Source organism: Actinomadura rifamycini DSM 43936 (assembly GCF_000425065.1).
GTDB lineage: Bacteria > Actinomycetota > Actinomycetes > Streptosporangiales > Streptosporangiaceae > Spirillospora > Spirillospora rifamycini.
In genome coordinates this window covers 88,938-108,565 of the sequence record NZ_AULB01000016.1, presented here as the reverse complement: position 1 = coordinate 108,565, position 19,628 = coordinate 88,938, and the positions used below count along the sequence as shown (strand labels likewise).

Below are 19,628 nucleotides of genomic sequence, written 5' to 3'. Positions count from 1 at the left end.
CTCACGGCGACGCCTCCACCGCGATCGCCTCCCCCGCGTGCACCAGCACGACGTCCCCCACCCGCGCGTCGACCAGCGCCACGCTGACCTCCTCCGGACCGGCGGCGGTGTCGACGACCGCCAGCCCGTCGCCGAGCAGCTCCCGGACCCGCACCCGCACCGCCGCGTCCGAGCACGTCACGCACACCCCGTCGTGGCACTCCGGCACGCCCCCCGCGCTCACCGGGACGTCTCCCTCCGCAGCGTCCCCGGATGCTCGAAGAACACGTGCACCAGCTCCCACAGCAGGTGGTAGACGGTCACGTGCACCTCCTTCGCGACCAGCGGGTCGTCCGTCCGGGCCCGCAGCACGTGGTCGACCGGCCGGCCGGCGTCGCCGTCCCCGCCGGTCAGCGCGACCGTGAGCAGCCCCATCTCCGCCGCGGCCGCCAGCCCCCGCCGCACGTTCGCGCACCGGCCGTCGGCCGACAGCCCCAGCGCGATGTCGTCCGGCCGGGCCAGCGTCCGCAGTTGCGCCGCGAACACCTCGTCGAACCCCTCCGCCAGCGCGACCGCCGTCAGCGTGGCCGCGTCCCCCGTCAGCGCGAACGCGGGCAGCGCCCGCTTGCCCACCACCACCGGATGCACGAACTCGACCGCCACGTGCTGCGCGTCCGCGCACGGGCCGCCGTTGCCGAACACGATCAGCCGCCCGCCCGCGTGGAACCGCACCGCCATCGCGTGGCAGGCCCGCGCGATCGCCTCCGCGTCGTCCGCGACCGCCCGGCCCGGCTCCGTCCGCCGGTCGAACGCGTCCCGGACGGCCGCCCGCGCCGTCACGTCCACGACACGGCCCGCGGCTCGCGCGCGGCGCCCGGGGCCGCCGCCCGCGCCGCCGAGTTCCAGCGCGCCAGGAACGAGGTGATCACCTCGCCGAGGTGCGCGAGCCGCGGCGCCCACGCCTCCAGGTCGGCGACGCCCTCCGGCGTCAGCTCGTAGCGGCGGCGCGCCGGGCCCGCCTCCGACGGCACCCACGTCGACTCCACCAGCCGCGCCCGCTCCATGCCGCGCAGCACCCGGTACGCGTGGCCCGGCTCCACGTCCGACACCCCGAGGCAGGACAGCCGGTCGATGAGGTCGTAACCGTGCCCGGGCCGCTCGTAGATCAGGAGCAGCAGATAGGGATGCAGGAGGCCGCGCGCCTCGCAACCGTTCATGGACATCTCCTCATGGGACGCCACGCGGGTGATCATGCTCGTGGAGGGGCACTACCCGGGGCCCGGCACGGAAAACCCCAGTGTGATCACATGATCACGCAGTGTGTCCGGCGACGCCCCGCGAAGACGGCGGACGGTGCTCGCCCGACCGTGCTCGCCCCGACCGTGCTCGCCCCGACCGTGCTCGCCCCGACCGTGCTCGCCCGGACGGTGCTAGGCGTCGCGGGAGTCGACTTCGCCGAGTTCGAGTTCGATGAACGCGCCGATCATGGCGCGCCACACCGGTTCGGCGACGTCCGGGGACAGGCCCGCGTCCGCCGCCCGCGACCGGGCCAGCGCCACGACCTGCTCGACGCGGTCGGGCGCGCGCACCGACCGCTCGTCCGTCTTGAACGCGGCGGCGGCGCGCACGAGCGCCTGCCGCTCGGCCAGCAGCCGCACCAGCTCGGCGTCGATGCCGTCGATGCGGTTGCGCACGTCCGCGAGGGACCGGGGGGCGTCCATCCGCCGATCATCGCATGCGGCGCGGGGTCGGCCGGGTGCCCCGGGTGCGGCGGAATGGGGGGACAATGGCAGGGTGACCGAGATCCGCACTCCGCTCCGCCGCCGTCCCGCCCAGCGCCGCAGTGCCGAACGCGTCCAGCGCATGCTGGACGCCTGCGCGGAGATCCTCGACGAGGACGGCTACGACGGGCTCACCACCACGCGGATCGCGCAGCGCGCCGAGGTGGCGATCGGCTCGGTGTACCAGTTCTTCCCCGACAAACGGGCGGTCGCGCAGGCGCTCGCGCAGCGCAACCTGGAGGAGTTCGGGCGGCGCGTCTCGGCGCGACTCGCCGAGGGCGGCTTCACCGAGTGGTCCGACACGGTCGGCGCGATCATCGACATCTTCGTGGAGATGCACCGGACCGTTCCCGGGTTCCGGGTGCTGCGGTTCGGGGACGTCGCCGATGTGCACCTGCTCGACTCCGACGCCGACAACAACGCGGTGGTCGCCGACCGGCTCCGCACGCTCATCGTGGACACGTTCGGCGTGCGCGACACCCCCGAGCTGGCGACGGCGCTGGCCATCGCGGTGGAGGCGGGGGACGCGGTGCTGAAGCTGGCGTTCCGGCGCCGCCCGGACGGCGACCCGGTGATCGTCGCGGAGGCCGAGCGGCTCATCCACGGATATCTCGCCGCGCACATCCGCGAGTCCTGAGCGGGCGCGCCCTGGTATGGCAGACTCCGGGCGAAACAGAAGAAGGAACAGGTGGTTCCGGTGGACGACGAGCGGTTCCAGGCGCAGGCGCGGCTGCTGATCCGGCAGCGGATCCGGCTGATGGTGAACCAGTACGAGGTGCACGCGGAGGCCCCCGGGGGCGGCGAGGGCGAGCTGCTCGCGTTCGCGCAGCAGAAGCGGATGGCGTTCAAGGAGCAGGTCACCCTGTACTCGGACGACTCCAAGACGACGCCGATCCTCGGGTTCAAGGCCCGCAAGCGCATCGACCTGGCCTCGGCGTACGACATCACGGACGCGCAGGGACGGCCGATCGGCGTGTTCCGCAAGGACTTCAAGAAGTCGCTGCTCGCCTCCACCTGGCACCTGGAGCAGCCGGGGCTCGGCGTGGCGACCGGCAGCGAGCGCAACAAGGCGGTCGCGCTGGTGCGGCGGGTCTGGCAGTTCATCCCGTTCGTGGACGCCGTCCCGTTCGCGTGGCCGTACCACTTCGACTTCTACGCGGGCGACCAGGTCGTGTTCTCGGTGGAGAAGAAGATCGGGATCCGGGACCGGTACGTGGTCGACATCCGGGACCCGCGGCTCGACCGGCGCCTGGTCATCGCGCAGGCCGTCGCGCTGGACGCCCTCCAGTCGCGGTAACGGGGGCCGCCCCGGGGCGGCCCGGCTTGGGCCCGGGGTATGGATCTACCCCCGCTTTACATGTTACGAAGGGATGTAAAGCGGTGGGCGGAACCAGACCCCAGCGCCGCGACGGCGCGGCGCGTCCCCCGAGGAGGACCCCCCGGTGAGTTCCTACGACTTCTACACCGAGCCCGTCTCCACGGACACGTGGAACGTCCCCATGGCGGGCGACACCCGCTTCACCTGGGAGTACGACGAAGGCCGCGACCGGCTGCTGAGCCTGTACCAGAAGGGCAAGGACAAGCAGTGGGACGCGCAGAAGCGCATCGACTGGGACCTCGAGGTCGATCCGATCAACGTCGCCGGCCTGCCGGAGAACTTCAACCCGCTCTTCGGCTCCGACATCTGGGACAAGATGACCCAGAAGGAGAAGGACGAGTTCGGCCGGCACCAGAGCTCCTGGCTGTTCAGCCAGTTCCTCCACGGTGAGCAGGGCGCGCTGAACGTGTCCGCGCGGATCGTCCAGAGCGTCCCGGACCTCGACTCGAAGTTCTACGCCGCGACGCAGACGATGGACGAGGCGCGGCACGTCGAGCTGTACGGCAAGTTCGTCCACGAGAAGATCGGGATGTACTACCCGATCAACCAGGACCTCGCGAAGCTGCTCGCGGAGTCGCTGGAGGACAGCCGCTGGGACCTGCCCTACCTCGGCATGCAGGTCCTCATCGAGGGCCTCGCCCTCGCCGCGTTCGGGCTGTACCGCGACATGTCGACGAACCCGCTGGTCAAGCAGCTCCTCGCGTACGTCATGCAGGACGAGGCGCGGCACGTCGCGTTCGGCCGGCTCGCGCTCAAGGACTACTACGCCGAGCTCACCGACAAGGAGCGGGCCGAGCGCGAGGAGTTCGTCGTCGAGGGCTGCTACCTGATGCGCGACCGGTTCAAGGCGCGCGAGGTGTTCGAACAGCTCGAACTGCCGATGGACAAGTGCATGGAGTACGTCGACAACTCCGACATGTACACGCTGTACCAGTCGCTGTTGTTCAGCCGCATCGTCCCGTGCGTCCGGGACGTCGGACTGTGGGGCGACAAGGTGAAGAAGGCGTACGCGGACATGGGCGTCCTCGACAATGCCAAGGCCGACCTCGAAGCGCTGATGCGGCAGGACGAGGAGATCGCCGAGAAGGTCGACGAGGAGCGCTACGCCACCGAACTGGCCGGTCGCAAGCAGGAGGTGGACGAGGCCATCACGCTCGGCGCGTCCGACTGACCGGACGCCGGAGAAAGGCGGGGGCGTTCCCGGAACGCCCCCGCTTCGGGCGTAATGTCAATGATCCCTTTCCGTGGATCATTATGGACTTCCCCAATTCGCCGCCGCATTTCCGCGCGGCCCCTCCCGGGTGTACTAGCGTGCCCGACTGACGGTGCGCCGCACCAGCGGACGCACGAACGTCCAGGGTCGAACACCTGACAATTCCCGGGGGGAACAATGAACCGGTCCGCCACAGGGCTGCTGCGTGCCCGCGTCCTCGCGCCGGCGCTCGCGGCGTCCGCCGTCCTCGCCGCGCCCGCCGCCGCGCAGGCCGCGCCCGCTCCGCGCCCCGCCCCGCCCGCCGCGGGGCACCACCACGCGCCGACGACCGAGGAGCACCTCCTCGGCCGGGCCGGCGAGGTCGTCAAGGGGCTCGGCCGCGACCTCGGGACGACGGAGGGCCGCGTCGTCGAGGTGCTGAAGGCGGACGACGGCGCCGCGAAGCAGCCGTCCGGCGGGGCGAAGCCGCCGGTGCGCGGCCTCCGGTGACCTCCGGCGGCACGGCGGGCGGGGCGTTCCGCGGAACGCCCCGCCCGCCCGTTATAGGGCCGAGATCGACTGTTCCATGCGGAGTAAAGACGATCTTGAAATGGGGTCACCCGGCGAAGTTGATCGACTTCCGAGGGCAAAAGTGCGGGTGACAAAGCCCACAAACATCGGCCTTCGGTCTTGATCTAGGCGGTACGCGACGTACGGTCTTGGACTTGTGCGGCGCCATCGAGATCCAAAGTGAAAAGAGAGAAGCGCCGGACCTGAGCGACGTGACCGGGAACCTGCCCGGCACGGCGCCGCGGGACCGGCGAACTCGCACCGCCGCACGCACCGGACGCCGCAGCATCGGCCGGCAGCCGTCGAGAACGGCGCGGGCGCGGGCGTGCAGCGGCACGCGGAGGGCGCGCGGAACGGGGACGTCGACGTCGCCCGGACGCGCCCGAGGACGGCGGTAGACCGCCGGGCGTCCGGGGTCCTGTCCCCGAACAAAGGAATTGCCCGTGCGTGGCAAGCGTGCTCGTGTACGCATACCTCAGGTGCGCATCCGCACCCTTCTGATCATCTCCGGGGCGGCCGTGGCCGTCCTCACGGCGGGCGCGTTCGCGTTCGTCAAGACCGGCGCCCCGGCGGGCGCGGCCCAGGCGGCGAACGGACTGCCGCAGGCCGAACCGTCCGAATCACCCGAACCATCCGGATCGTCCGCGCCGCCCGGCGGGCAGGCCCCGGGCGCGAAGCCGGCGGAGCCGGCGAAGCCGCGGACGCCGGCGGCGCCGGAGCGGGATGACGAACCCGACGCCGTCGCGGCGCGGATCGCCCCGCCGAAGCCGAAGAAGACCGAGACGTCCAGGTCGAGCGGCTCGGGCGGGTCCAAGGAATCGGGCGGCTCGGGAGGAAAGGTCCTCGACTCCGGCTCCTGCAAGGCGTCCTACTACGGCGAGGGCCAGATGACGGCCAGCGGCGAGCGCTTCGACCCGGGCAAGCTGACGGCGGCGCACAAGACGCTCCCGTTCGGCTCCAAGGTCCGCGTGACCAACAAGAGCAACGGCAAGTCGGTCGTCGTGCGCATCAACGACCGCGGCCCCTACGCGGGCGGGCGCTGCCTCGACCTGTCCGAGGCGGCGATGAAGGACATCGGCGGCACCTCCTCGGGCGTCGTCTCCGTCCGCTACGAGGTGCTGTCCCGCGGGTAGCCGCCCTAGCCGAGGCCGCTCGCGGCCGCGTGCCGCTCCCGCTCCATCCCGTCGCCCCGGGCGTCGCCGGACTCCGCGTCCGCGCCGTCCGGGGCGTCGGTCGTGGCGAGCCGGTCCCGGAACCAGTCCGACAGGGCGCCGTCCACCCGGACGGCCTCGGTGATCGGCGGGCGCGCCTCGGTGCCGGGCTCGGCGGCGAGCGCGTGCCCCATCCGGAACGACACCGTCTCCACCGCCGCGCCGTGCCGCTGCAGCGCGTCCCGCAGCCCGGTCAGCTCCCCGGACGGGACGACGCGGTCCTTCGCGCCGCCGACCAGCAGCAGCTCGGCGTCCCGCGCCGCGATGTCGCCCGCGAGGGCGCCGAGGTCGAGCCGTTCGGCGAGCGCGACGGACGCGTCCGGCCACGACCGGTCGCGGCCCGCGCGCTTCTCCACCGCCCGCGCCGCCCGGGACGGCGCGACGACCGGCGCGACCGCGGCGGCCGCCGCCACGGCGACGTCCCCGCGCGCCACCGCCAGCAGCGCCGCGGCGCCCCCGGTGCTGAACCCCGCGAGCGCGACGGGCCCGTCCGGGACCCCGAGGTCGCGGCGCAGCCCGTCCAGGACCTCCGGCAGCCGCCCCGCCGCCTGCTCGACCGCCGTCCCGTAGAGCCCGATGCCGGACTCGTCGAGGATCGCCGCGCTGCCCAGCCCGCCGGGGAGCTGGGCGGGCAGGTCCAGGTAGGCGCGCCACACCGGCACGCCCGTCAGCGGGATCGACGCGGCCAGCGCCTCCGCCGTCCGCGGCGGGTCGAACCCCGGCCAGACCACCATCAACCGGACCGGGCCGGACGCGACCGCGTCCACGGCCGTCGGGGGCAGCGCGACGTACCGGCCGCCTGCGACGGTGCCGTGCACGGGCCGGTTCGGACGATCGCCGCTCATCTGCTCAGCTCCCTGCGGTGCTCGGCGGGCGGTGCCGGTCGCGTGGGTGAGGGGAGTCGCACCTCCCGTGACCCCATGCTCGCAGTGCGTGGCCGAACGCGCGGCCGAATCACCCGACTTCGACGTCCAGGGTGATGAACACCTCACCGCGATCCCCGGACCATCGGTGAGGCCCGGGTCACAGCGGATCCGGGGGAACAAAACCGTCAGACATCACGTCATAGGTAAACGCGGGCGCCGCGGGGGCGCGCCCGCACCGAAGCCACCCGAGGGGAGCGCCAGTGGACGGAAAGCGCCGCGCCGCCGCCGCCGGCCAGGCATGGCAGATCTACAGCGAGACGCTCGACCCGCAGGCCCCCGGCCTCTGGGAACGTACCCGCGCCGTCCCTCGGATGATCAAGGCCGTGGTCCGCGGCGACTACAAGGGCATGTCGTACCGGACGCTCGGCCTCGTCGCGCTCGGCGTCGTCTACATCCTGTCGCCGATCGACGCGATCCCCGAGGTCCTGCTCGGCATCGGCCTCGTCGACGACGCGGGCGTCGCGCTCTGGCTCGCCGCGTCCCTCGTCAAGGCCGCGGGCGACTACGTCGCCTGGGAGCGCGGCGGCCGCCCCCGCGTCGTCGTCGGCGAACCCGTCGACTGAGTCACGCCCCGACCGGCCCGTCGCCGACCGCCGCGAGCAGCACGATCGGGAACTCCGCGTCGGCCTGCCCCGTCGCGACCGCGAGCCACCGCCCGTCCGGACGCCGCCACACGAGCATGCCGAGCGTGTAGGCGGCGAGCAGGCTCTGCGGATCCCGGCTCTCCGCCTCCCCCATCGCGAACGGCGTCAGATCCACCTTCCGAGGGTCGCCCCAGCGCTCCCGGAGCGCCGCGACCAGCGCGTCGTGCGCCGCCCCGATCTCCTCCTCGGCGGCTTCGACGACCTCCTCGCTCCGGTCGTCCCAGAAGTCCCGGCTGGCCTCCAGGACGCACCAGTGGTATCCAGGCCCGCTCCACCGCTGCCCGCTCCACCGCCGCCCGCCCGCCCTGGTCTCCGCCTCCGGGAAGGGCGCGGCGAGCATCCCGTCGACGACCGCGAGCCGGTCGCCCGTGCCGGTCAATCGACCGGCCCCAGCTCGCGGGCGAACCGCTCGGCGGCGTCCAGCATGATCGGCACGACGTCCGTGACGGTCTCGCGGGTCAGCCGCCCGGACGGGCCCGACACCGACAGCGCCGTTAGCGCGGGCGCGCCCCGCAGCGGAACCGCCACGCACCGCACCCCGACCTCCTGCTCCTCCTCGTCCAGCGCGTACCCCCGCTCCCGGACGCGCGCCAGCTCGGCGATCAGGGACTCCGGGTCGGTGAACGTGCTCGGCGTGTGCGCCGCCATCCCCGTCCGCGCCAGGATCTCCCGCACCTTCGCCTCCGGGAGCTGCGACAGCAGCGCCTTCCCGACGCCCGTGCAGTGCGGCTGCACCCGCCGCCCGACCTCGGTGAACATCCGCATCGAGTGCCGCGACGGCACCTGCGCGACGTACACGGCCTCGTCCCCTTCCAGGACCGCCATGTTCGCCGTCTCCCCGACCTCGTCCACCAGCCGCGACAGCACCGGCCCGGCCCACGAGCCCAGCAGCCGGCCCGCGCCCTCCCCGAGCCTGATCAGCCGCGGCCCCAGCGCGTACCGCTTCGACGGCTCCTGGCGCACGTACCCCCGGTTGACGAGCGTCCGCATCAGCCGGTAGATCGTCGGCATCGGCAGCCCGGACACCTCCGTCAGCTCCGACAGCGCCATCTCGCCGCCCGCGTCCGCCAGATGCTCCAGCAGCTCGAACGCGCGCTCCAGCGACCGCACGGACTCCGCCACGCGGCGCCTCCTCTCCCTCGCGAACCCGGCCCATTCTACGGAAACCCTCTTTCGCCTTGCGAAAGATGATCTGGACGGGAGTGAAGCACGGTACTCCTGGCAATAACCCTCTACGTCCGGCGCCGTGCCGCCGACCCCCCGGGAAACCGACAGAACGAGCGAGAAGGGGAACCGGTGGGGCGGATCAGAACGCGCTGGATCGCGCTCATCGCGGGCACCGCACTGCCGCTGGCGCTCGCCGTCCCCGCCGCCCGCGCGGTCCCGGACGTCCGCCTGCACACCGAGGTCACCGTGCGCGGCGGGACGACCCTCGGCCACCACTACGCGCTGACCTACACCGTCCGCGTCCGCGCCACCGGCGGCACCGCGCACCGCGCCGCCCTCCGCCTCACCACCGGCCGCCCCGCCTTCTGGACCCCCCTCGACTGGAAGTGCGAGACCGCCGGCCTGCGGGAACTGCGCTGCCCCCTCGGCGACGTCGCCGAACGCCCCCACGTGCGCGAGGCGAACCTGCACATCCCCGTCGCGTCCGTCCGCGACCGTATCAACGTCCAGGCCGTCGCCACGGCCGACAACGCCCCACCCGACGCCACCCGAGCCGTCCTGGCCCTCACCCCCGACTGCCAACCCACACCAACCCCCCCACCCGACATGTCCGGCCCGACGAGCGCGCCCGGCGCGCCCGGCGCATCCGGCGCATCCGGCGCGCCCACCTCCGGATCGTCCGCTCCGTCCGCCCCGTCAGCTTCCGCCCCGTCTGCTTCCGGGTCGTCCGGCTCGGGGGCGTCCGCCTCCGCCTCGTCCGCCTCCGCCCCGTCAGCTTCCGGGCCGGCCTCCTCGGGATCGACCGACCCGAGGGCGTCTGCTTCCGGGCCGCCCGCTTCTGGGCCGACCGCCGCCGGGGCGGGGGACGGGTGTGAGGCCGTGGTGCTTCCCGCTCCCAAGGGCGAGACCCCCCATTCCCCTGGCGACACCCCGTCCGGTACCCCGTCGGGACACGACGGGACGAACGTCGGCCCGTCCGGCGCGGAACCCGGCGGCGAGGCCGGAGACGCCGGACCGCCCGGCGGTGACACCACGCCGACCGACAGCCCGTCCGGCACCGGCTCAGGCGGCGGCGAGAGCGGCACGAGTGGGACGTCCGGGAGCGGCACCGGCGGTGGCTCGGGTAAGGGCGGCAGCCAAGACTCGAACGGTGGCTCGGGCGCGGGCGGCGGAACGGGCGCAGGTGGTGGCTCTGGTTCGGGGAACGGTTCGGGCTCGGGTGGCGGTCCGCATTCGGGCGGCGGCTCCCACTCCGGTGAGGGGTCGGGTTCGGGCGGTGGTTCCGGCTCGGGCGGTGGTTCCGGGTCGGCGTCGAGTGGCGGTTCCGGCTCGGGCTCAGGCGGTGGCTCTGGCTCGGGCACGGACGGCGGGCCAGCGGGGAGCGGATCGGGTAACGGCTCGGCCCACGGTGGCGGGGCGGATGGTGGCTCGTCCGGGAGCGGGGCGGGTTCGGGCGGCGGCTCGGGTTCGGGCGGCGGCTCGGGTAGTGGGTCGGGGTCCGGCGACGGCTCGGGTTCAGGTAGCGGATCAGGCTCTGGCGATGGGACGGACGGTGGCTCATCTGGGAGCGGTTCCGGTTCCGGTTCTGGCTCGGGCAATGGCTCGGGTTCGGGTAGCGGTTCGGGTTCCGGCTCGGGCGGTGGCTCGGGCGGTGGCTCGGGCTCGGGTTCGGGTAGCGGTTCGGGCTCTGGCGATGGGGCGGACGGTGGTTCGTCCGGGAGTGGGGCGGGGTCCGGCGGTGGCTCGGGTTCGGGGGGTGGCTCCCACTCCGGTGAGGGGTCGGGATCGGGTAGCGGCTCCGGGAACGGGGCGGGCTCGGGCGGTGGGTCGTCCGGGCAGGGGGCGGCGGGGGGCGTTGACGGGGGCGGGGATGTGCCTTCGGGGGCCGGGGTGCCCAGTGGGGGCGACCGTCCGGGGCCGTCGGTGCCGGAGGAGGCGCTGCCGGTGCTGCCGGTGCTGCCGCTGCCGTCGCTGACGCCCACGGCGCCGGTCGTGCTGCCGCCGCCGAGTGCGCCGTCGGCGGCGGAGCAGGACGAGATGACGCTGCTGTCGCCGGCGGCGCTGGGGCGGGGGAGCGGCCGGGACTGGGCGGTGGTGATCGGGATCGCGGCGGTGGCGGAGCTGGCGCTGCTGTGGGCGGCGGCGTGCGTGGGGCTGTGGCGGCGGCGGTCGGCGTGGGTGCGGGTGGTCCGGGCCGGTGGGTGACGGCAGGTCCTGTGCGATGAACCCGGTCGTGCCAAAACGGGGACGGCGTCATAAGCTGACCCGCTGACGGCCAACACCGTCTTAACGGACAGGGGATCCGGTATGTCAGAAGCGACGATGCAGTGCCCGAAGTGCGCGACGAAGCTCGACACGCACGAACGCAACGGGGTCGTGATCGAGGAATGCCCGGGATGCCAGGGTGTTTTTCTCGACCGCGGCGAACTGGAGCAGTTGATCGACGCCGAGAGCCGTTACCTCGCGGAGTTGCCGGACGGGGAGAATCCGGACACGACGTACCAGGGGCGGCATCGCCGGGGGATCATGCAGCAGATCTTCTCGCGGTGATCGATGGGCCGGGCACAGTGGGTGATCGGGCGTTTCCGTTTGTCATCGCCGTGACAAACGGAGTGTCCGCCAATGTGCCCGGCGGCTAATATCGCGCGATGGCTACCATCGGGTAGCTTCACGGTCATTCGCCGGTAGCCGGACGCCCGCAGAGGCCGTCCGGGCCCACCCTTCGCGGGCGGCGCCCGTTTCGAGCGGCCCGCCCGGCCCGTCCCCCCGGGAGAACTTCCATGGCACTGGGCTCGCTGCTCCCCGAACTCCTGCCCGGCGGCGCCGGGCGCACCCCGCTGATCGAGCGGCTCGCGAGGTGGGCGAGAGAGAAGCCGGACGCCCCCGCCTTCACGTTCGTGGACTACTCGCTGGACCCGTCCGGCGTCCACATCACCTACGACTGGGCCGAGACGGACCGGCGGGCGCGCGCGCTGGCGGTGCGCCTGCGGCAGGCGGCGGAGCCGGGCGACCGGGCTGCGCTGCTGCTGCCGCAGACCCTCGAGTACATGATGGCGATGCTCGGCGCGCTGTACGCGCACGTGGTGGCGGTGCCGCTGTTCTCGCCGGACCTGCCGGGCCACGCGGACCGGCTGATCGGCGCGTACACCGACGCCGAGCCGACGGTGATCGTCACGTCGCGGAACGCGCTGCCGCACGTGGAGAAGTTCCTCGCGGACCACGACGTCCCGCAGCCGAAGGAGATCGTGTTCGCGGAGGAGGTCGACCCGGCGCTGGGCGAGGGCTGGACGGACGAGCCGTTCGGGTTCGACGACCTCGCGTACCTGCAGTACACGTCGGGTTCGACGCGGCGGCCCGCGGGCGTGGAGATCACGCACGGGAACGTGACGGCGAACGCGATCCAGCTCTGGTCGGGCTGGGCGCCGGAGAAGCCGGACCCGGAGCTGGTGAGCTGGCTGCCGCTGTTCCACGACATGGGCTTGATCGCGACGATGGCGCTGCCGCTGGTGCGGGGCGACCACGCGATCTACACCGATCCGGTGTCGTTCATCATGAACCCGCTGCGCTGGATGGAGCTGATCGCCGCGCGGCCCGGCAAGAACGTGTACACGGCGGGCCCGAACTTCGCGTACGAGTACGTGGCGACGTCCGCGACGCCGGAGAAGCTCGAGGGGCTGGACCTGTCGGGGCTGACGACGTGCCTGAACGGCGCGGAGCCGATCCGGACGTCGACGCTGTCGATGTTCGCGGAGGCGCTGGCGCCCGCGGGGCTGCGGCCGGGCGCGCAGGCGCCCGGGTACGGGCTGGCGGAGGCGACGGTGTTCGTGACGGCGGCGGCGGACGACGCGCCGCCGCAGACGATCGCCGTCGACCGGGAGGCGCTGACGGGCGGTGAGCTGCGGCTCGGCGACCCGGACTCGGACCGGACGAGCACGCTCGTGTCGTGCGGGCGGCCGTCGGGGCAGCTCGTCGCGATCGTCGACCCGGACGCGCGGCGGGAGCAGCCGGACGGGCGGGTCGGGGAGATCTGGGTGCACGGCCCGAACACCGCGCCGGGCTACTGGCGGAACTCTGAGCGCAGCCAGGACACGTTCGGCGGCGAGCTCGCGGAGCCGGGGGAGCTGCCGGCGGGGCCGTGGATGAAGACCGGCGACTACGGCGTGGTCCACGAGGGCGAGCTGTACGTGACGGGCCGCATCAAGGACCTGATCATCGTGGACGGCCGCAACCACTACCCGCAGGACATCGAGGTGACCACGCAGGAGGCGCACCCGGCCGTCCGTCCGGACCACGTCGCGGCGTTCGCGCTGACGGGCGCGGACACCGAGCGGCTGGTGGTCGTCGCCGAGCGGAACCGGCGGGTGCCGCTGGGGCGGCTCGACCCGGAGGAGGTCGAGGCGGCGGTGCGCGCGGCGGTGAACGTCGAGCACGAGATGAGCGTGCACGACTTCGTGCTGATCGAGCCGGGCGGCGTGTCCCGGACGTCCAGCGGGAAGATCGCGCGCGCGGCGACCCGGCAGCGCTACCTTGACGGCGTGCTCCCGACGACGGCGGCGAAACTCGCGTCCCGGAAGTAACGGGTCACCTCGACACAAGGAGGACCATGCTCGCGGGGCTGGGGCGGCTCATCCACCGGCGGCGCTGGCTCAGCCTCGTCCTGATCGTGCTGCTCACCGCCGCCGCGGGCGCCTGGGGCATCGGCGTCCTCGGGAAGTTCAAGGAGGGCGGCTTCGAGGACCCGGACGCGTCCTCGACGCTCGTCGCGAGGCTCGGCGCGACGTACTTCGGCAGCACGAACCCCGACGTGATCGTCCTGTACTCCAGCGACACCATGACGGTGGACGACCCGGAGTACATGGCGAGCGTGCTGACGACGGTCGCGCGGCTGCCGAAGGCGCAGGTCAGCGAGCTGATCTCGTACTGGGCGCTGGACGGCGAGGCGGCCGAGTCGTTCGCGTCGCAGGACCGGCGCAAGACGTTCGTCGCGGTGAAGCTGGCGGGCGACACCGGCGCGGAGAAGCTGGAGAACTACGAGCTGATCAAGGACCGGCTGGCCGCGCCGGGCCTCGACTCGCGGCTCGGCGGCAGCGTGCCGCTGGGGCAGGAGTTCGGCTCGCAGGTCGTCGCGGACATCGTCCGCGCGGAGCTGATCACCGCCGGGCCGCTGATCGTCCTGCTGGTGATCCTGTTCGGCGCGATGGTCGCGGCGACGCTGCCGATCGGTGTCGCGGTGTTCTCGATGATCGGCGGCTTCGCGGTCCTGCACGCCGTGACGTACATGACGGACGTGACGTCGTTCGCGCTCGAGGTCGTCACGATGATGGGCGTCGGTCTCGGCATCGACTACTCGCTGTTCATCATCAGCCGGTTCCGTGAGGAACTCGAACGCGGGATGGCGGCGCAGGACATCCCGCCGGGCAAACCGTGGAAGCGGGTAAAGGGCCGGCGCGCGCGCAGGGCGGCCAAGAAGGAGTACAAGCAGACTCTGCGGCCGGTCCGGGAAGCGGCGCTGGCCACGACGATGGCCACGGCCGGACGCACGATCATGGTGTCGGGCGTGACGGTGTCGGCGGCGCTCGCCGGGCTGCTGCTGTTCCCGCAGATGTTCCTGCGGACGATCGGGCTCGCCGGCATCGCGACCGTCATGGTCGCCGTGTTCGGCGCGACGGTCCTGCTCCCGACGCTGCTGGCGCTGCTCGGCACGCGCGTCGAGGGCGGCCGGATGCCGTGGCGGCGCCCGTCCGCCAAGCGCGCGCGGCGCGACCCGGACAGCGGCTTCTGGTTCCGTCTCGGGCACAGCGTCATGAAGCACCCGCTGCCGTACTTCGCGGTGGTGCTCGCCATCCTGGCCGTGATGTTCCAGCCGTTCCTGAACGTCCAGTTCGGCAGCATCGACGCGCGCGTCCTGCCGCAGGAGAGCCCGACCCGCGCGGTCGTCGAGACGATCAAGGCGGAGTTCCCGAACGGGTCCGCCGAGCCGATCGACGTCGTCGTCTCCGGCGACCTCATCCCGCGCAACTGGTCGCCGGCCGAGGGCGACGTGATCCCGCCCTACCTGGACGACTTCCGCAAGGAGCTCGAGGAGCTGCGCGGCGTCGTGTCCGCCGAGTTCAGCGGGTACTCGGGCGAGTACGGGGGCGTGCGGATCTCCGTGACGCACCGGTACGAGCCGATGGACGAGCAGGCGCAGGAGCTGGTCCGGTTGATCCGCTCCATGCACCTCACCAAGGACGGCTACCCGATGCACATCGACGTCGGGGGCAGCACGGCCGCGCAGATGGACCTGATGGACAGCCTCATGGAGTCGCTGCCGAAGATGGCGCTCGCCGTCGGGCTGGCGACGTTCGTGCTGCTGTTCATGTTCTTCGGGTCGATCGTGCTGCCGCTGAAGGCGATCGTGATGAACGTCCTGTCGATCGGCGCGTCGTTCGGCGCGATCGTCTGGGGGTTCCAGTACGGGCACCTGGCGGGCCTGCTGGACTTCACGCCGACCGGCGGCGTCGAGGCCACCAGCATGATCCTCATCCTCGCGGTCGTGTTCGGCCTGTCGATGGACTACGAGGTCTTCCTGCTCAGCCGCATCCGCGAGGAGTGGGACCTCACCCACGACAACCGCACCGCCGTCGCGTCCGGCATGCAGCACACCGGCAGCATCATCACCAGCGCGGCGCTGCTGTTCCTGGTGGTCATCGGCGCGTTCGCGTTCGCCGGGATCACGGTCGTGAAGCTGATCGGCGTCGGCATGTTCGTCGCGGTCGTCGTGGACGCGCTGCTGGTGCGGTCGCTGCTCGTCCCGGCCACGATGCGGTTCATGGGGTCGGCGAACTGGTGGCTGCCGAAGCCGCTGCGGGGCCTGCACGCGAAGATGGACCTGCGGGAGAGCAGCGGCGGCCCGGCGGCCGCCGGGCCGGTCGGGGTGGCGCCGCCGCTGCCGAAGGAGCAGCCCGTCCCGTACACGCTGCACTGGACGAAGCCCGCCGCGCCGTCGAAGCGGTCGCGGAAGGCGGGCAAGTCCGGCCGCCCGAAGCCCGCGCCCGCGCCGGGCGTCCCGCCCGCGCCCGGGGCGGTGCCTCCGCCGGGCACCGGGAACGGGCGCGCCGCCGGGAACGGTGCGGACGGACGGACGGACGGGCGGGGCGCGCCGTGGGCGCCGTGGGCGGACGGGCCGCCGCAGCCGCGGCGCCCGCGCCCACCGCGCGAACGGCGCGAGATCGTCCGCTCGCCCGACGGCACCGGCTGGACCTGGAAGTAGCCGCCCCCGCGTCAGTTCAGGAGCGGCTCTAGGGCTTCGTGCGCGCGCGCGAGACCGTCCTCGGCGCGGATGCGGCGGCCGGCGCGGTCGGCGCGGTCGGCGATGTCCGGGTCCTCGACGGCGGCGCGGATCCGGGCGGCCAGCCGCGGGACGGTGAGGGCGCGGAACGGCAGCGGGGACGGCCCGGCGCCGAGCGCCGCGACCCGCTCGCCCCAGTACGGCTGGTCGCCGAAGAACGGGCAGACGACCGTGGGGGCGCCCGCGCGCAGCCCGGCGGCGGTCGTGCCCGCGCCGCCGTGGTGGACGACCGCGGCCGTGCGGGGGAACAGCCACGAGTGCGGGACGTCGCGGACGGCGAACACGCGGTCGTCCGAGGTGTCCGGGTCGCCCTGGACGATGCCGCGGACGCCCGCGAGGCGCAGCGCCGTCCGGACGATCCGGTCGGTCATCGCGGGGTCCTTCGGGACCATGCTGCCGAAGCCGACGTAGACGGGCGGGGGCCCGTCGTCGAGGAAGTCCGCGAGGTCCTTGGGGGGCGTCCAGGCGGGCTCGTCGAGGAACCAGTAGCCGGTCATGGCGAGGCTGTCCGGCCAGTCGCGGGGGCGGGGGACGACGGTGGGGCTGAAGCACGCGAGGGCCGGGCGGTCGTCGGCCGCGTTGCGCAGCGGCAGCGGGGGCAGCCCGAGGGACCGCTCCCGCCACGGGTTGATGAAGGGGCGCGACAGCAGCCAGGAGAGCTGGTCGACGGCGTGGTAGCTCGCCCGGTTGGCGTACGGGCCGAGCAGGCGCGCGCGCGGGACGAACGGGTGCGGGAACGCGCCGGTGGCGCGGCTCGGCTGGAAGTGGATCATCGCCCAGGGGATGCCGAGGTGCTCGCCGATGTGCCGGGGGAGCGCGCCGAGCGTCGGCCCGAGGACGAGGTCGGCGTCCTTGCGCGCGACGTCGAGGCACTCGGCGAGGAGCCGTTCGGCCATCGGCCCGAGGATCCGCCGGAAGCCGCCGAGGAACTTCACCGGGTTGCGGCCGCCCGCGAGCAGCTCCTGCCCGGCGTCCGACTCGAGGATCTCGGTGGGGTCGGCGGTCAGCGGCGCGAAGCCGAGCCCGGCGCGCTCGGCGAGCGGGGCGTAGCGGGCGCTCGCGACGAGGGTGACGCGGTGGCCGTGCGCGCGGAGGGCGCGGCCGAGGGCGGCGCAGGGCTGGACGTCCCCGCGCGAGCCCGCGCCGTAGATCACGATGCTGCTCACGTGCGGCTCCTCACCAGGCGTCGTCGCGGGGGCCGGGCGGCGGCGGGGCGGGCGGCCCGGCCGGCGGCTCCTCGTCGGGGGTGTACGGCCGGTACCAGCCCGCGGGCGGCGGCGGCGTGCGGCGGGCGCCCGCCGGGTCGTCGGGGCCGAGCGAGACGCCGTCCCGCACGGTGCCGGGCCGGTCGTACCAGACGTCGTCCGCCGGAACGGACGGGACGGACGGCGCGGGCTCCGCGGGCGGGGCGGCGGCGCCCGGCGGCGGGGGCCAGGCCGACGGCGCGGACGCCCGCTCCGGCGGCGCGGGGGTCTGCTCCGGCGGCGCGGGGGCGGGCGCGGGGGCCGGGGCGGGGTCGTCCCAGTCGTTCCACCAGTGGGGCCCGGGGGTGGGGTCGGGCATGCTCTCGTCCTTCCAGGGGGCGGCGAGCCGGGCGTCGGGGGCGTCGCCGCCGGACGGGACGTCGCGCGGTTCGGCGGCCGCCCGCGCGGCGGCGCCCGCGACGGGGCGGTCCTCCGCGGCGGGGGCCCCGGCGCCGACGGGGATCGGGTCGGGGGCGGTGGCGCGGGCGGGGGACGGGACCGGGGGCGGCGCGGCGGCGGTCCGGGTGCGGCGGCGGCGCGGCGGCGGGTCGGCGACGAGCGGGCGCTGCTTGCCGTGCTTGGGGCCGAGCCAGCCGCGCCGGCTGGGCAGGGTGAGGCCGCCGATGAGCCCGCCGACCAGGACGAGCGCCGCGCCGAGGATCAGCCCGGACGAGGTGCCCGCGCGGAACGTCTCGAGTTCGGCGGCGCCCGCGCCCTCGGCGGGGACGCTGTGGATGAGCAGCCCGACGATCGCGATGCCGAACGCGCCGGACGCCTCCCGGATCACGTTGATGACGCCGCTCGCGACGCCCGCCCGCTCCTCGGGGACGGCCTTCAGCACGTACATGACGAGCGGCATGCCGAGGGCGGCGCCGACGCCGACGAGCATGACGCCGGGCATCAGGTCGGCGTAGCCGTCGCCGCGCTGGATCGTGGAGAACAGGAACATGCCGAGGGCCATCAGCGCCATCCCGCCGCCGATGGCGGGGCGCGGGCCGATCTTGGCGGCGAGCAGGAACGCGACGGGCGTCAGCACCATGATCGTGATGGCCGGGGGCAGCATGACGAGCCCGGCCTGGGGCGGCGAGAAGTCCAGGAAGCGCTGCAGGAACGTCGCGGAGTAGAACATCATGCCGTTGAAGCCGATGCCGTAGAGCATCTGCGACAGGAGCCCGCCGGTGAAGACGCGGTTGCGGAAGAACCGCATGTCGATCATCGGGTCGGGGGCCCAGCTCTCGACCATGACGAAGCAGACGAGCGCGATGGCGCCGAGGGCGAAGACGGCGAGCACCGACGGGTCGGTCCAGCCGTGCTTGTTGCCGGTCTCCAGCGCGTAGATGAACGCGAACAGCATCGTCGCGGAGATCAGCACGCCGGGCAGGTCGACGCGGGCGTCCTTGTTCTCGCCGTGCCCGGTGAGGGTGAACATGCCGAGCAGGATCACCAGGACGCCGGGCACGATGTTGATGAGGAAGATCCAGCCCCAGTGCCAGTGCTGGACGATGATGCCGCCGATGGTGGGGCCGAGGGCGGTGGCGCTGGACGCGGCGGCGATCCACACGATGTTGCCGATGGAGCGCTGCTTGTCGGTGCGCCCGACGGTGACCATGACCTGGGTGGCGGGCAGCGCGAGCGCGGCGCCGGCGCCCTGCGTGATGCGGGCCAGGATCAGGACGTCCGTGGACTGCGCGAGCCCGCAGACGGCGGACGCCGCGGTGAACACGATCATTCCGGACGTGAACGTGAGCCGCGGGCCGTAGACGTCCGTCAGCCGGCCGCCCGCGATCATCAGGCACGAGAACATCAGGATGTACCCGGTGGCGACCCAGTCCTTGGCCGAGTCCGACATGTCGAGGTCGGCCATGATCGTGGGCAGCGCGTTGAAGACCACCGTGTTGTCCATGGTGATCATGAATGCGCTGACGGCGACGACCGCCAGCGCCCATCGGTATCTGCCCCGGGTCAACGGTGGACGCGGCGCGACCTCCCCCGCGCGCGGGAAATCGGCCGCTACCCCCTAAAATGTGTCGCGACTATTGTTACTTTTGGTTCATTCCTCGTTACCCATCACATCTGTCGGATGGGCGTCTCAACTATCCCATCAGGCCACAATGGTTACTACCGAGTCTTGTCATCGCCGTGACAAGTGGCTGCGGAGAAAAGTGGTCTGGGTGCGCATCGTGAGCCGGGCAGAGTGGGACAAAGT

At 73.3% G+C, this 19,628-nt stretch carries 19 protein-coding genes; 10 read left to right on the top strand and 9 right to left on the bottom strand.

Annotated elements, in window-relative coordinates:
* Position 1: 1 nt before the first annotated feature.
* From H505_RS0116635 to H505_RS0116620, 4 genes are all read right to left on the bottom strand, one after another.
* On the bottom strand, positions 2-223 hold the full coding sequence (locus H505_RS0116635) for a HypC/HybG/HupF family hydrogenase formation chaperone (RefSeq protein WP_233618003.1): 222 nt from the start codon (positions 221-223) through the stop codon (positions 2-4).
* Positions 220-819: a D-sedoheptulose-7-phosphate isomerase gene (locus tag H505_RS0116630; RefSeq protein ID WP_026402901.1), complete on the bottom strand. Its 600-nt coding sequence runs from the start codon at positions 817-819 to the stop codon at positions 220-222. The genes H505_RS0116635 and H505_RS0116630 overlap by 4 nt, the downstream gene beginning before the upstream one ends.
* The gene (locus H505_RS42325) at positions 816-1,196 is read right to left on the bottom strand and encodes a PadR family transcriptional regulator (RefSeq protein WP_051300773.1); all 381 of its coding nucleotides are present in this window, start codon (positions 1,194-1,196) and stop codon (positions 816-818) included. Before H505_RS42325 ends, H505_RS0116630 begins: the two co-directional genes overlap by 4 nt.
* Before the next feature lie 213 nt (positions 1,197-1,409).
* Complete coding sequence (locus H505_RS0116620) at positions 1,410-1,700, bottom strand: chorismate mutase (RefSeq protein ID WP_026402900.1); 291 nt, start codon at positions 1,698-1,700, stop codon at positions 1,410-1,412.
* A 73-nt stretch (positions 1,701-1,773) separates the two neighbouring features.
* On the opposite strand from H505_RS0116620, the gene H505_RS0116615 reads away from it, so the two are divergent.
* The 5 genes from H505_RS0116615 (at position 1,774) to H505_RS52395 (ending at position 6,033) form a co-directional block, all read left to right on the top strand.
* Complete coding sequence (locus H505_RS0116615) at positions 1,774-2,397, top strand: TetR/AcrR family transcriptional regulator (protein WP_026402899.1); 624 nt, start codon at positions 1,774-1,776, stop codon at positions 2,395-2,397.
* A gap of 51 nt (positions 2,398-2,448) precedes the next feature.
* Positions 2,449-3,057 (top strand): LURP-one-related family protein, encoded by a 609-nt coding sequence (locus H505_RS0116610; RefSeq protein WP_245592541.1) that lies wholly within the window; start codon positions 2,449-2,451, stop codon positions 3,055-3,057.
* A gap of 145 nt (positions 3,058-3,202) precedes the next feature.
* Positions 3,203-4,309: a ferritin-like domain-containing protein gene (locus tag H505_RS0116605; protein WP_026402897.1), complete on the top strand. Its 1,107-nt coding sequence runs from the start codon at positions 3,203-3,205 to the stop codon at positions 4,307-4,309.
* A gap of 219 nt (positions 4,310-4,528) precedes the next feature.
* Positions 4,529-4,840 carry a hypothetical protein gene (locus H505_RS0116600; RefSeq protein ID WP_026402896.1) on the top strand — a complete coding sequence of 104 codons (312 nt, stop codon included), beginning with the start codon at positions 4,529-4,531 and terminating at the stop codon, positions 4,838-4,840.
* Between the two features lie 539 nt (positions 4,841-5,379).
* Positions 5,380-6,033 (top strand): septal ring lytic transglycosylase RlpA family protein, encoded by a 654-nt coding sequence (locus tag H505_RS52395; RefSeq protein ID WP_157433022.1) that lies wholly within the window; start codon positions 5,380-5,382, stop codon positions 6,031-6,033.
* Positions 6,034-6,038: 5 nt separating this feature from the next.
* Here the strand turns inward: H505_RS52395 and H505_RS42315 are convergent, their stop codons facing one another.
* Positions 6,039-6,956 (bottom strand): alpha/beta hydrolase, encoded by a 918-nt coding sequence (locus H505_RS42315; protein WP_034518205.1) that lies wholly within the window; start codon positions 6,954-6,956, stop codon positions 6,039-6,041.
* A gap of 281 nt (positions 6,957-7,237) precedes the next feature.
* On the opposite strand from H505_RS42315, the gene H505_RS0116585 reads away from it, so the two are divergent.
* Positions 7,238-7,600 (top strand): YkvA family protein, encoded by a 363-nt coding sequence (locus H505_RS0116585; protein WP_026402895.1) that lies wholly within the window; start codon positions 7,238-7,240, stop codon positions 7,598-7,600.
* A 1-nt stretch (position 7,601) separates the two neighbouring features.
* Here H505_RS0116585 and H505_RS0116580 read toward each other — a convergent pair whose 3' ends face one another.
* Entirely contained in the window at positions 7,602-8,060 is a 459-nt protein-coding gene (locus tag H505_RS0116580) for a hypothetical protein (protein ID WP_026402894.1), read from the bottom strand.
* Complete coding sequence (locus H505_RS42310; protein WP_034518203.1) at positions 8,057-8,803, bottom strand: IclR family transcriptional regulator; 747 nt, start codon at positions 8,801-8,803, stop codon at positions 8,057-8,059. The genes H505_RS0116580 and H505_RS42310 overlap by 4 nt, the downstream gene beginning before the upstream one ends.
* Positions 8,804-10,738: 1,935 nt before the next feature.
* Between H505_RS42310 and H505_RS47725 the strand changes: the two genes are divergently transcribed.
* The 4 genes from H505_RS47725 (at position 10,739) to H505_RS0116550 (ending at position 16,100) form a co-directional block, all read left to right on the top strand.
* Complete coding sequence (locus tag H505_RS47725) at positions 10,739-11,053, top strand: hypothetical protein (protein WP_157433021.1); 315 nt, start codon at positions 10,739-10,741, stop codon at positions 11,051-11,053.
* Between the two features lie 102 nt (positions 11,054-11,155).
* On the top strand, positions 11,156-11,398 hold the full coding sequence (locus H505_RS42300; protein WP_034518200.1) for a TFIIB-type zinc ribbon-containing protein: 243 nt from the start codon (positions 11,156-11,158) through the stop codon (positions 11,396-11,398).
* A gap of 230 nt (positions 11,399-11,628) precedes the next feature.
* A complete protein-coding gene (locus H505_RS0116555; protein ID WP_026402891.1) occupies positions 11,629-13,425 on the top strand; it encodes a fatty acyl-AMP ligase in 1,797 nt (598 codons plus the stop codon).
* Between the two features lie 26 nt (positions 13,426-13,451).
* Entirely contained in the window at positions 13,452-16,100 is a 2,649-nt protein-coding gene (locus tag H505_RS0116550; protein ID WP_026402890.1) for an MMPL family transporter, read from the top strand.
* Positions 16,101-16,111: 11 nt separating this feature from the next.
* Here H505_RS0116550 and H505_RS0116545 read toward each other — a convergent pair whose 3' ends face one another.
* Both H505_RS0116545 and H505_RS42295 read right to left on the bottom strand, forming a co-directional pair.
* Positions 16,112-17,344, bottom strand: a complete 1,233-nt coding sequence (locus H505_RS0116545; protein WP_034518198.1) for a glycosyltransferase — start codon at positions 17,342-17,344, stop codon at positions 16,112-16,114.
* A 10-nt stretch (positions 17,345-17,354) separates the two neighbouring features.
* On the bottom strand, positions 17,355-19,388 hold the full coding sequence (locus H505_RS42295; protein ID WP_281173445.1) for an MFS transporter: 2,034 nt from the start codon (positions 19,386-19,388) through the stop codon (positions 17,355-17,357).
* Positions 19,389-19,628: the final 240 nt, after the last annotated feature.